Source organism: Achromobacter piechaudii NBRC 102461 (assembly GCF_001571245.1).
Classification (GTDB): domain Bacteria; phylum Pseudomonadota; class Gammaproteobacteria; order Burkholderiales; family Burkholderiaceae_B; genus Achromobacter; species Achromobacter piechaudii.
The window spans coordinates 241,869-254,207 of record NZ_BCTK01000006.1 but is presented as its reverse complement, the minus strand read 5'-3'; the positions used below and the strand labels follow the sequence as shown (position 1 = coordinate 254,207).

Below are 12,339 nucleotides of genomic sequence, written 5' to 3'. Positions count from 1 at the left end.
CGGCCTTTTTTTTTGCCTGATTTTTTTGCCTGATGCGTGACGGCGGCAGCCCGCGCGGTTCAGTCCTTGCCCGTCATCACGCGGTGCGCGAGCGCGTCGGCGTCCAGTCCGGCGATGTCGCGCTCGATCACCTTGACGCCGCCTTTCAGGATGGCGACCCGGTCGGCCAATGCGACCACGTCGGCCATGTTGTGGCTGATCAGGATCACGGTGCGGCCTTCTTCGCGCAGCTTGCGCACCAGGTTCAGGACCAGCGCCGTTTCCTTGACGCCCAGCGCGGCGGTCGGTTCGTCCATGATGACCACGCGCGCGTTCCAGCGCAGCGCGCGGGCGATGGCGACGGCCTGGCGTTGGCCGCCGGACATGCGTTCGACGGGGCGATCCATATCGTCGATGGGCACCGACAGGCGTTGCAGGTACCCGCGTGCCTCATCGGCCATGCGGCGCTTGTCCAGCACGCGCAGCAGCCCCACGCGGCGCACGAGTTCCGCGCCCATGAAGACGTTTTCCCAGATGGACAGCCGGGGCGCCAGCGCCAGGTCCTGGTAGATGGTGGCGATGCCCTGCACCAGCGCGTCATGCGGCGAGCGGAACGTGACTGCCTTGCCGTCCAGCGAGAGCTCACCGCCCGTGGGTTCCTGCGCACCCGAGATGATGCGAATCAAGGTGGACTTGCCCGCGCCGTTGTCACCGCAGATGGCCATGACCTTGCCTTGCGGCACGTCCAGGTCCACGCCTTTCAGGGCCTCGACGGCCCCGTAGGATTTGCGGATCTGGCGAAGCGACAATGCGGTGGTCATGGGAGTCACGCTGGCTGGGGTCATCAGGATGGGATCTGGCTGGCCGGGATCTCGCCGGCCTGCTTCAGATGCATTTACTTGGCGGCGGCGGGTTGCAGGAATTTCTGCACGTTCGTGGCGTCGACCAGCACGGAATCCATGAACAGGTACGGGCCGGCGGCGACCGTCTCCTTCGGTTCCTTCTTGACGACGATGCGGTCGATGGAATCGATGGCGCTTGCGCCCAGCTGCTCGAACGGGATCATCATCGTGGCGGTGATCAGGCTGTTCGGGTCCGCGATGCGGCGGTAGGTTTCCGGGCCGCCATCCACCGACACCAGCGTGATGTCGCCCTTCTTCATGCCTTGCGCTTGCAGCAGATCGTCGATGACGTAAGCCTGCCCGTCGAACGAGGCCCACACGCCCTTGAACTGGCCTTGATGGCGCAGGAACAAGGCCTGCATGCCGTTGCGCACGTCGTCGCGCCAGCTTTGGGTGCGGGCCATGCTGAACTTGGCCAGGTCCTTGACGGCGGTATTTTCGGTCAGCACGGCGTCCAGCATCTTGCCGCGTATGCGCGTGCCGGAATTGCCATCGAAGCGGGCGGACAGGATGTTGCCCTGATAGCCCATCTTGCCCAGCAGGTACAGCACCGACTGCGCGCCGGTGGCGTACTCGTTCACTTCCACGTCGAACAGCATGTGCGGGCTGGCGCCGGACATCACGCCCACCACTGGAATGCCTTTCTCTTTGGCGGCCTGCAACTGCGCGTCGGTTTCCACCGGCTTGCCCATCGCGATCACGATGGCGTCGACCTTCTTGTTGACCAGCGTGTCCAACTGCTCGGCCAGCTTGGGCAGCGAGCCTTCGGCGTTCAGCTGCGTGACCGTCCAGCCCTTGTCGCGCGCGGCCTGCGCGGCGGCGTTAGCCACGCGGGCATGCGTTTCGGACGACATCTGGAAGGCGACGATGCCCACGTCAAAGGCGTGGGCGGCGCTGGCGGCCAGCGCCTGCGCGGCGAAAGCGCCGGCCAGCAAGGTGCGCTTGATCAACTGCTTCATGGTGGTTTCCCCTTCGGATCAGAATTTGAAAGCCGCTTTCTTCAGCACGGCCGATGACACCGCGACGGATGCGATCATGATGAATCCCAGCACGATGTCCTGCACGTAGTACGGCGCGCCCATCAGCACCAGGCCGTTGCCCAGCACCTTGAGGATCAGCGCCGCAACCAGCGTGCCGGCGATGTTGGCGTGGCCGGGGTTGAACATCGTCATGCCCAGCAGCACGGCGGCAATCGCATACAGGAAGTAGTCGCCGGCCATATTGGGCGCGGCGGACGACAGGCTGGAGGTCAGCAGCACGGCGGCGATGCCCGCGCACAGGCCCGACAGCGCCAGCCCGATGCTTTTCATGGCGCGGATGTTGATGCCCGCCAGCCGCGCGGATTCGCCGGCCTCGCCCGTGGCCGTCATGCGCGCGCCGGTGCGCGTCCATTTGATGAGGAAGTAGGCGACCAGCACGATGCCCAGCATCCACAGCACCAGCGCCGGAATGCCGAAGGGCTTGGCGCGGGCCAGGTCGGTAAAGGCGGCGGGCCAGCGGCCCACGTAGGACACGCCATCGGTCAGCATGAAGGCAAAGCCACGCGCCATGGCAGCCATGCCCAAGGTCGCGATCAGCGAAGGCACGCGCAGGCGCGTGACGGCGATGCCGTTGGCCAGCCCGCACAACAGCCCCACGCCCAGCCCGGCCGCGATCGCGACCAGCACCGGTTGGCCGGTATGCACCAGCGCGCCGGTCACCACGGCGCTGAGGCTGGCGACGTCGGCCACGGACAGGTCCAGCTCGGCGGTCACCAGCGCCAGCGTGAAGCCGATGGCGATGATGGCCAGGAAGCTGGTTTCCTTGGCGATGTTCAACAGATTATTGGGCGCCGCGAAATTAGGGGCGGCGATTGCGAAGAAGCCCACCAGGACCAATCCCGCGATTGCCGTGCCGTACTTTTCCAGGATGCCGCGCATCGACTCAACCCTTGCTGCGTTGGTGTTCGTTGTCATGCAAGGGTTATCCACCACCTGCCGGGCGTAGGCGCCCTGTTGGCGTAGGAGTTTATACCCGGGCAGCGCCGGACAGGGCGGCTTTGCCGCGCCCGCGCACTTAGGGTTTTTACGGCAGGCGCAATGCCGACAAGGCGTGCGATACCGGCGTCAGCGCCGCCTCGGCCGCACGGAACTGTTCGTACAAGCGGGTGTACGCGTCGCGGCGCGTCGGGTCGGGATCGTAGCGTCGCGCGGGTCGCGCCAGCGCGTCCTGGGCCTGCGCAAAGCTGTCGTAGCGGCCCAGCGCCGTCCACGCGGCGGCGGCCGCGCCGATGATCCCCGGCTGATCTGCCTGCCCGACCACGACCGCGCGTTCGCAGATATCGGCCTTGACCTGGCACCAGTGCGGATTGGACGCCGCGCCGCCGCCAAAGCGGATCTCTGCAACCGGCGCGCCCAATGCGGCTTCGGCGCGCGCCAGCACCGTGCGGTTCAGAAACGCCACGCCCTCCAGCACCGCCCACGCCAGATCGCCGGGGCCGTGACGCCGGTTCAGGCCCACAAACGCGCCGCGCAATTGCGGATCCCAGTAAGGCACACGCTCGCCCTGTAGATAAGGCAGGAACAGCGCGGGCTGCGGATCGCGGGGCGCGTTCAGCAGCGCATCCATCGCCTCGCCCACGCCCGCCATGCCCGGCTCGTCGTGTCGCCCGGCGCTGCTGGCCTTGCCCAGCAAGGGCAGCAACCAGGCAATGGTGTCGGCGCCGTTCTGGCCCGGCCCGCCGATCTGGTGATTGCCCTTGCCCCAATCCACCGTCATCAAGCCTTGCGCCTGCACGGGCTCGGCGCCGACCGCGCCGAACACTTCGGTGGTGCCCGAGATGTTGTAGGCGTAGCCCGGGCGCAGCGCGCCCAGTCCGGCGACGGCGGCCCAGGTGTCATTCGAGCAGGCGACCACGCCGCGCCCCGCCAGCCTGCCCAGCGCGCCCGGCAGGCCCGGCTGGACCTGCCCGACAAGGGCCAGCGGATCCAGCAAGGGCGGCACCCAGGACGGGGCCGCGCCCACGGCGGTCAGCAGGTCGCCCGAAGAGCCCTGCGCCCGAGCCGCCGCCGCCAGTCGGGCCATCGACACCGTATCGCTGGCGGCCCGCCCGGTCAGGCGCAAGTTCAGGTAGTCCTTCGGTTCCAGCACGACGCGCACACGCGCCGCGTGTTGGGGTTCGGTCCGCAGCAGCCACGCCACGCGCGCCCAAGGATGAAAGGCGTTGATCTGCGCGGCCTCGGGATGGTCACCCGACATGCCCCTCAACCATTGCGCCACGTCCCCCGCCGTACGGGTATCGCGCCAGGTGATCGCGGGGCGGATCGGCGCGCCGTCGGCATCGACGAATACCTGAGTGCGGGTGACGCCGCAGATGGCGATGGCGGCAACGGCATCGAAGCCCGCGCCCGCTTGCTGGGCCAAGGTGTCGCAAAGGGTTTGCAATCCGCGCCACCATTCGTTGGCGTCGATCTCATCCCAGCCCGATTGCAAGCCCGTGCCGGCAGGGCTGTCGATGGCGCAGGCGTGCGCGATGCGGCCATCCTCGTCCACCAGCGCCGCGCGAAAGCGGGTGCCGCCCAGGTCTACGGCCAGCACATGGGCGTGGCGGGGTGACGAAGGGGAAATGGGGTCGGCAATCGGGCGGTCGGACATAGCGGGCGATTGTATTTCAGCGAGCGATCGGGCTGCGTCATTTCACTGCCAGGACGAGCGCTAAGGGGAAACGCGAAGAGCCTTGAATCACGCTGCGGCGCAGCACCGAAAAGCCTATCAGTTGATAATTTCTGTTCAGGTGACAAGGCCAGGTGCCTGCGACAGAATGGGCCGCACCCGGAGGAGACAGCCGGGGCCACGATAAAACATCACGCGTCCAAGGCCCATGAAAAAATCCAAGAGCAATGTGATCATCACGTGCGCCATTACCGGCTCGGTGCACACGCCATCGATGTCGCCCTACCTGCCCGTGACGCCCGACCAGATCGCTCAGTCGGCGCTGGAGGCCGCCGAGGCGGGCGCGGCCATCGTGCACCTGCACGCCCGCGATCCCGAAACCGGCCGGCCCACGCAGGACCCGGCCCTGTACGCGCAGTTTCTGCCGCGCATCAAGGCGGGCAGCGATGTCGTCATCAACATCACCACGGGCGGCTCGCCGGTGCTGCCGGTCAGCGAACGCATGCTGCCCGCCACCCACTTCAAGCCCGAGGTCGCGTCGTTGAACATGGGTTCGATGAACTTCGGCATGTACGAACTGCTGGAGCGCTTCAAGGACTTCAAGCACGATTGGGAACGCCCGTATCTGGAAGGCAGCAACGACCTGATCTTCAAGAACACGTTCAAGGATATCGAGCACATCCTGTCGTCCTGCAACGACAACGGCACGCGCTTCGAGATCGAGTGCTACGACATCGGGCATCTGTACACGGCGGCGCATTTCGTGGACAAGGGGCTGCTCAAGCCGCCGTTTTTGATTCAGTCGGTCTTTGGCATACGCGGCGGCATCGGCACGCATCCGGAAGACGTGATGATGATGCGCCGCACGGCCGACCGGCTGTTTGGCGATGACTACCGCTGGTCGGTGCTGGCCGCCGGCCGCAAGCAGACGCCGCTGGCCACCATGGCCGCGACGATGGGCGGCTTTGTGCGCGTGGGGCTGGAAGATTCCTTGTGGGACGGCCCGGGCGAACTCGCGCATTCCAACGCGGATCAGGTGCGGCGCATCCGCCGCATTCTTGAGGACCTGTCGCTGACCATCGCCACGCCCGACGAGGCGCGCCAGATCCTGCAACTGAAAGGCCGGGACAACGTCGCGTTCTGACGACGGCACGGCAACACCATCAACCCAGGCGGGAGACAAACCATGAAAAAAATCTTGAACGCGGCCGTAGCCTCGGCATTGCTGGCGATCAGCGGCGCGGCGATGGCCGATGACGGCGTGATCCGTATCGGCTTCATCACCGACATGTCGGGCCTGTCGGCCGACGCGGACGGGCCGGGTGGGGCCGAAGCCATCAAGATGGCGGTGGCGGACATGGGCGGCGAGGTGGCCGGCAAGAAGATCGAAGTGCTGGTGGCCGACCACCAGAACCGCGCCGACATCGCCTCTTCGCGCGCGCGCGAATGGCTGGACCAGAAAGGCGTCGACATGCTGATCGCGGGCGCGAACTCGGCCGCCGCGCTGGCCATGGCGAAGGTGGCGGAAGAAAAGAAGACGCCGTTCTTTGTAGTCAGCGCGGGCGCGTCGGAACTGACCAACGCTCAGTGCACGCCTTACACCGTGCACTACGTCTACGACACGGTATCGCTATCGCGCGGCACGGCACGCGCGATGCTCAAGGAGGGCAACAAGGACTGGTACTTCCTGACGGTCGATCACGCCTTCGGCCACGCGCTGGAGCGCGACGCGTCGGCGGTGGTGCAGGCCAACGGCGGCCAGGTGAAGGGGCGCGTGCGCCATCCGCTGAACACATCGGACTTCTCGTCGTACATTTTGCAGGCGCAAGCCTCGGGCGCCACCGTGCTGGGCCTGGCCAACTCGGCCAACGACACCAGCAACGCCGTGAAGGCCGCCGCCGAATTCGGCCTGACGCCGAAGATGAAGATCGCGGGCCTGCTGGTGCTGATCACCGACATCCACGCACTGGGCCTGGCCGCTGGGCAGGACATGTACCTGACGACCGCCTGGTACTGGGATCAGGACGACGCTTCGCGCAAGTGGGCGGCGCGCTTTGAAGAGCGCATGAAGAAGAAGCCGTCGATGCTGCAAGCCGGCGACTATTCGGTCACCACCACCTACCTGAACGCCGTCAAAGCCACCGGCACGACGGACGGCGACACGATCATGAAGTGGGTGAAGTCCAATCCGGTAAACGACTTCTTTGCCCAGAACGCGACCGTGCGCGCCGACGGCCTGCTGGTGCATGACATGTACCTGATGCAGGTCAAGAAGCCCGCCGAATCGAAGGGGCCTTGGGACTACTACAAGCTGGTCGCAAAAATTCCGGGCAACGAGATCTATACCTCGCCCCAGGAATCCAAGTGCCGCCTGATGACGCAATGACGCTTTCCAAGGAAACCGCATGAATCCGCAAGACTTCACTGCCCTGCCCGTAGACCTTAGCGGCCGCCGCGTCATCGTTACCGCCGGCGCGGCCGGCATCGGCGCGGCGCTGGCCGACGCGTTCGCCGAGCGCGGCGCGCGCGTACACGTTTGCGACGTGGACGAAGGCGCGCTGTTCGAGTGCCGCCACGCCCATAGCCGCGCTGACGTGCGCAGCCGCGCAGACATCGATCGCTACATGGACACCGCGCTGTCGCACCTGGGCGGCCTGGACGTGCTGGTGAACAACGCGGGCATTGCCGGCCCCACGGCGGGCATCACCGATATCCAGCCCGACGACCTGGCCGCCACGCTGGACATCAATCTGGCGTCGCAATTTCACACGGTCCGGCACGCCGTGCCCGCGCTGCGCGAGGCGGGCGGCGGCGCCATCATCAACATCAGTTCGGTGGCGGGCCGCATGGGCCTGCCCTTGCGCACCCCCTATGCCGCATCGAAATGGGGCGTGATCGGGCTGACGCGCTCGCTGGCGGTGGAGCTGGGCAGCTACGGCATCCGCGTCAACGCCTTGCTGCCGGGGCTGGTGGCCGGGCCGCGCATCGACCGCGTGATTGCGGCGCGCGCCAGCGCGATGGGCCTGACGGTAGAGGAAGAGACCAAGCTGGAATTGTCCGGCGTCAGCCTGCGGCAGTTCGTGCGCGCCGCCGACATTGCCAACATGGCGCTGTTCCTGGCCAGCCCGTTCGGCGCCATGGTCAGCGGCCAGGCCATCAGCATCGATGGCGACTTGCAGTCCTTGCCCTGGCAGCCGCCCGAGGACTGAACACGGAGGTGGCGCAGACCGCGGACTGAACACGGAGGTGACGCGGCCCGCGCAGCCCGTACGCATGCGTGACGCCGCCCGCCTGCGCGTTACGCGATCAGCTGGATCGTGTCCGCGAAGACGCCTGCACGCCGCGCCTGCGCCGTGGCGTGCAGCGCGTCCAGCAGCCGTTCGGCCAATTCCTGGTTCTGCGCTTCGCGCCGCGTGATCATTACGAACTCGAACCACTGCCGCGACGCCAGCGGCAACGCCACCAGATCGGGATAGACGGACACGATGTCGGACGCCGAGATGGCGTTTACGATGCTGATGCCTTTCACCGCGCGCACCGTGCCGGGCACGAGCGTCATGTGCGCTTGCATGCTGGAGTCCAGCGCGTCGGAATCGGTAATGTCGCCCTGCGCCACCACGTAGTCGGACCAGAGCGGTTTGACGAAGGTTTCGGGCGAGATATCCGCCACGGCGACCACGTCGCGGCGCGCCAGCGGGTGATCGCGATGCGCGATGGCCATGACGTCGGTGCGCAGGAACGGCGTGAAGTTCAGGCGCGGGCTGTCGCGGCCCACCGCGCCCAGGCCGAAATCCGCTCGCATGGTTTCGACGGCGCTGATGGCCTGCACCGAGGATTCCACGTCGATCGAGAAGGGACGCTTGCCGTGTTCGTCCAGATAGCGCTTGACGGCCTGCGGCGCGTAGACCAGCGCCAGCGCGGGCGACGAGGCCACCCGCAGGCCGCGCCCGCCGAATTTTTCGATGCTATGCAGCGCTTCGTCGATGCGCACCAGATCGTCCAGCACGAACTTCGCTTCGGTGTACAGGTACTGCCCGGCTTCCGTCGGCCGCAGGGTCTTGTGTGAACGGTCGAACAACTGCACACCGGTCGCGCTTTCCAGGCGCGAGACCGCGTGGCTGATCGCCGGCTGCGTCAGGTTCATGACCTGCGCGGCCTGACGCGTCGACCCGGTCATGACCACCGTGTAGAAGATGCGCAGATCGTGGATGTTGAAGTTGCGTTTCATACCGCTAACGCGCCACGCGCTGTATTTCAGGCGTGACCCACTTGCCATCCAGCAGCGCCGGCTTGGGCCAGTAATAGCGCATCGTCACCATGAACGGGCCTGCGGGCGCGGGCAGCCAGTTCGATTCCTTGCCCTTGCCAGGCGAATCGGCCTGGATGTAGATCGTGACGCCGCCGTCGGGATCTTTCTTCAAAGAGGACGCCATGGACGAATTGATGAGGTAGCGGCCCAGCGGGTTGGGCGTCAGCAGTTGTTCGGGCAACCGGTACAGCGTCATGGACCAGAACGCGTTCACGGGGGGAAGGCTGCGTGGCGCGAAGCGCATCGTGTATGAGTACTTGCCGTCGAGCTCTTGCCCACGGCTGTCTTTTTCCAGCACCGGGTATAGCGCTTCTTCGCGGCTGTTGGCGCCGATGCCGATCTGCGTGCCGGTGGCGCGCGACAGGTAATCGTTCTTGAGCTTGGCGCGATCGCCAAACAGCGTATCGGTCTTGCCGGCAAGCGCCGCGCGATTCTTGTCGATGTCGTTTTGCGCGGTATGCATGCCTTCTTGCAGCGCGCGCCGCAGCGACGGATTCAACTTGTCAGCCGGATAGGGTTGGCCCGGCTTGATGCGGATGCTGGCCAACCGTTCGCGCAACCATTTCTCGGTGGCGTGCGTGGGCGCAAACTGAAGCAGAAAGGCCAGCTGGTTGTAGAACTCAAGCGAGGTGCGCATCTCGTGCGGGGGCACCGGCGCAATCCAGTCGATGGGCGCGGGCGCGGGTGGGGCTGCGCGCTTCGTGAACGAGGACAGCGGCTGCACCTTGTAGCGCGCCTGGATGCCCTTGACGTTGTCCAGGTCGGCGGCATTGAACAGCTGCGTGCGGCCCACGAGGCTGACCAGTTCGGTTTCCGACTTGATGACGCGCGTGATGCCTTTGGGCGCCTTGCCCTGCCAGCGCGGCCCGGCCACCAGGAAGTGCCCGCCGCCATTGCCGGTTTCGCGGCTGCCGATATAGGCGAAGTTGTACGTGTACAGGTCAGTCAGTTGCAGGACGAAGTAGCGCCGCTTTTCGATTGGCGGCACGCTGATGACGACGGGCTCGGCGCGCAGGTCCAGCATGGCGAAGGAATAAGGCGTGTCGGCATTGGGCGTGGCGACGGCGGTGTCGTCAGGCGTATAGACCCGCGCCACGTTCGTGATGGTGTTGGGCGGACCTTTGTACTGGGGGCTGCTCTTGTCCAGGTACAGGGCGTACAGGGACTGGTAGCTGGCGACCATCGGCGTGCCGTACAGATAGGCTTCGCTGGCGATGCTGCGCGCCTGCTGCGCGGTGACGCCATGAATGCCGACCGACTGCGAGCCCGTTGCTTCATCGGGAGACGTGAAGCTGCAACCCGCCAGGCCGACGGCCAGCGCAACAATGGCCAGCCAGGCCGCGGCAGGATGGCGGGCCTGGAACGACAAGCCGGTGCTAAGGTGGCGGTCACGCATACATATGCTCCAACACGTTCGGATGTTGGCAACGCCCTGTTGGCGCAGCGTCGCGGGCAAGGACTGCAATTACCGGGAAGCAAGGACTGCAAATTCCGGGGGATTCTGGCATATTTCGCGGCAATGAAGAAGGCTCGGCTTACCGCAGTTCTTACGCAAAAACGACACACGGCATGAACCTCGACACCCCAGTTCCCGGCAGCGCGTCGGCCATAGAGCCAAATGTGCGCGCCTCGTCCTATATCGTTTTGCGGACCTCGCACACGTGCCGCCACTGCCAGTGCGCCACGCCCGTATACGCGCTGGCGCTGACGCCGGGCTACGAAAGCACCGACGCCGACATCGAGCTGGATGACGATGGCGCCAGCACCGGGCTGGACCCGCTGGCCTTTCGAGACTGGCTGTTCCGGCCGGCGGCCTGGCAATGCATAGACGGCCCCGCGCTGCTGTCGCAACTGGGCATGTTGTCGGCTGACGTGGCGCAAACCTTGGGCGACGCCGCCCCGGCACTGCGGCCGGACCCGGACGCCCACGGCCAATGGACCAATTTTTGCGAGCATTGCGGCCGCGCCGTGTGGGAAGGCGATCTCTATCCCACGGCGGGCCAGCCCTTCTGCCCGAAGGACGCCGCCGCCGCCGCGCACATCGCCGTACACACGGTGCACGCGCCCTTCGCGGCCTATGCGTCGATGATCTGGTCGGACGGCTATCGCAACAAGTGGCCGCTATTCGCGCGCCTGGGCGTTGCGTGCAGCGAAGCTGACTGAGCGCGGGCACGCGCGAGCGCGCCCGTGGCGCTCAGGCATCGACCGGCTGTTCGCGCTGCGCCAGGTCTTCCAGTTGGCGCGGCGGGATCGAGACGATGGCGCTTTCGGTGGCGCGCGCATCGGTAGTCAGATGCTGGATCAGGTCCAGCGTGGTGGAGCGGCGCGTCAGCATCAGGCAGCTCACCTGTGCATCGGCCACGCGCGTCGCATGCCAGCATCCGGGCCGCATGCAGATGCCCTGCCCTGGCGGCACGCGAAAAGCGGCAAGCGTGTCCAGGTCGGGGCTGCCGTCGGCGGTGCTGGATGCCACCACTTGAATGATGACGCCGGTCAGCGGCACGATGGCCTGCTGCGTCAGCAAGTGCTTTTCCAGGCTGGCGACCTCGGTGGACTGGCTGCGGTAATTGACCCACAGCAGTTCGGCATCGCCGCCGCCACCGGTGTTGAACAGGTGTTCCTGCCAGAAATCGGTTGCGCTGTTCGAGAACAACGGCACCCCGTTGCCATCGGGAATCGGCTTGCCCAGCATCCAGCCATACGGCGTGAATGCCTGCGGCGTCAGATCATTGACTTCCAACTGCTGGTCGCTCGTCATGCAGAACCCTGTGATGGCTTGGGCGGCGTGCCGCGTTTGGGAAATTCGGCGGCGTAATCGAAATCGCCGCGCGCGATGGCTTCAACAATGGCGGCGCGCCGATCGGCGGCACGCTTGAGGTTGGCGGCCGTAGGCTTGACGCGGATGCGTTCCACGCAGTGCCGGCCATCGTAAAAGAAGCCGATCTCGATGGACGATTCCGACGCAGGCCGGACGCCTTCGAATCCCTGGCTCATCGCCTTCCCCATGATGTTGGTGTTGGGCGACATGATAAACGCTACGCGATGACAAAAATGACGCAGTAGTGAAACGCCGGGGCGGCGCGCGATCAACTGCGCAACCCCGGCGTGGCCTGCCTTAGCTTTCCAGCGGTTTGCGCCGGTCGTCAGAGGCTTCCGTTCCAGCGATCTCGTGCGTCCACGTGATCTTGCGATAGGCCATGGCGGCTGATGTAGGCGGGAGTAGGCATGTCGATTCCCAAATCGTCATCGTGATGGCCGTAGTGGCCAGAAGCTTCGTGGGGAAGAAGCGCTGCCAACGACTAATGCAACATCCGTGCCAAAGCTTGAAATGAAAAACCTTTTGCCCTCAAATCAATGGCTTGCCCGACAACCGCCGCAAACACCCGATGCAGCGTTTGCGACAGGTATCCCGGAAACCGCTGTTTTTCGCAAAGATATGGGCCAGAACTGGCTCGGCTAACAATATGCGGTTGAAAATCAACGCCTTACGGCGAGCCA

12 protein-coding genes are annotated in these 12,339 nt (G+C 65.6%); 4 read left to right on the top strand and 8 right to left on the bottom strand.

All coding sequences use genetic code 11. The features are described from left to right. Positions 1 to 59: 59 nt before the first annotated feature. The 4 genes from API01S_RS13330 to API01S_RS13315 form a co-directional block, all read right to left on the bottom strand. The gene (locus API01S_RS13330; RefSeq protein WP_061304756.1) at positions 60 to 800 is read right to left on the bottom strand and encodes an ATP-binding cassette domain-containing protein; all 741 of its coding nucleotides are present in this window, start codon (positions 798 to 800) and stop codon (positions 60 to 62) included. A 74-nt stretch (positions 801 to 874) separates the two neighbouring features. After that, the gene (locus API01S_RS13325) at positions 875 to 1,840 is read right to left on the bottom strand and encodes a sugar ABC transporter substrate-binding protein (RefSeq protein ID WP_006215955.1); all 966 of its coding nucleotides are present in this window, start codon (positions 1,838 to 1,840) and stop codon (positions 875 to 877) included. An 18-nt stretch (positions 1,841 to 1,858) separates the two neighbouring features. Continuing rightward, on the bottom strand, positions 1,859 to 2,800 hold the full coding sequence (locus API01S_RS13320; RefSeq protein ID WP_039882394.1) for an ABC transporter permease: 942 nt from the start codon (positions 2,798 to 2,800) through the stop codon (positions 1,859 to 1,861). 145 nt (positions 2,801 to 2,945) lie between these two features. Further along, positions 2,946 to 4,514: a xylulokinase gene (locus API01S_RS13315; protein ID WP_050728619.1), complete on the bottom strand. Its 1,569-nt coding sequence runs from the start codon at positions 4,512 to 4,514 to the stop codon at positions 2,946 to 2,948. A 226-nt stretch (positions 4,515 to 4,740) separates the two neighbouring features. On the opposite strand from API01S_RS13315, the gene API01S_RS13310 reads away from it, so the two are divergent. From API01S_RS13310 to API01S_RS13300, 3 genes are read left to right on the top strand one after another with little or no spacing between them, the layout of a single operon-like run. Further along, entirely contained in the window at positions 4,741 to 5,676 is a 936-nt protein-coding gene (locus API01S_RS13310) for a beta-keto acid cleavage family enzyme (RefSeq protein ID WP_050728618.1), read from the top strand. A gap of 42 nt (positions 5,677 to 5,718) precedes the next feature. Beyond that, a complete protein-coding gene (locus API01S_RS13305; RefSeq protein WP_006215960.1) occupies positions 5,719 to 6,918 on the top strand; it encodes an ABC transporter substrate-binding protein in 1,200 nt (399 codons plus the stop codon). Positions 6,919 to 6,937: 19 nt separating this feature from the next. Further along, positions 6,938 to 7,741: an SDR family oxidoreductase gene (locus API01S_RS13300; protein WP_050728617.1), complete on the top strand. Its 804-nt coding sequence runs from the start codon at positions 6,938 to 6,940 to the stop codon at positions 7,739 to 7,741. Positions 7,742 to 7,830: 89 nt separating this feature from the next. Here the strand turns inward: API01S_RS13300 and API01S_RS13295 are convergent, their stop codons facing one another. Together API01S_RS13295 and API01S_RS13290 are read right to left on the bottom strand one after the other, a co-directional pair. Continuing rightward, positions 7,831 to 8,760 (bottom strand): LysR family transcriptional regulator, encoded by a 930-nt coding sequence (locus API01S_RS13295; protein WP_061304754.1) that lies wholly within the window; start codon positions 8,758 to 8,760, stop codon positions 7,831 to 7,833. 4 nt (positions 8,761 to 8,764) lie between these two features. Beyond that, positions 8,765 to 10,237, bottom strand: coding sequence for a DUF1254 domain-containing protein (locus API01S_RS13290; RefSeq protein WP_061304753.1), 1,473 nt, complete (start codon positions 10,235 to 10,237; stop codon positions 8,765 to 8,767). A 173-nt stretch (positions 10,238 to 10,410) separates the two neighbouring features. Here API01S_RS13290 and API01S_RS13285 point away from each other — a divergent pair, with 173 nt between their 5' ends. Then, the gene (locus API01S_RS13285) at positions 10,411 to 11,004 is read left to right on the top strand and encodes a hypothetical protein (RefSeq protein WP_061304752.1); all 594 of its coding nucleotides are present in this window, start codon (positions 10,411 to 10,413) and stop codon (positions 11,002 to 11,004) included. Positions 11,005 to 11,035: 31 nt separating this feature from the next. Here the strand turns inward: API01S_RS13285 and API01S_RS13280 are convergent, their stop codons facing one another. Both API01S_RS13280 and API01S_RS13275 read right to left on the bottom strand, forming a co-directional pair. Further along, entirely contained in the window at positions 11,036 to 11,599 is a 564-nt protein-coding gene (locus API01S_RS13280) for an ureidoglycolate lyase (protein WP_061304750.1), read from the bottom strand. Further along, the gene (locus API01S_RS13275; protein ID WP_039883656.1) at positions 11,596 to 11,835 is read right to left on the bottom strand and encodes an Arm DNA-binding domain-containing protein; all 240 of its coding nucleotides are present in this window, start codon (positions 11,833 to 11,835) and stop codon (positions 11,596 to 11,598) included. Before API01S_RS13275 ends, API01S_RS13280 begins: the two co-directional genes overlap by 4 nt. Positions 11,836 to 12,339: the final 504 nt, after the last annotated feature.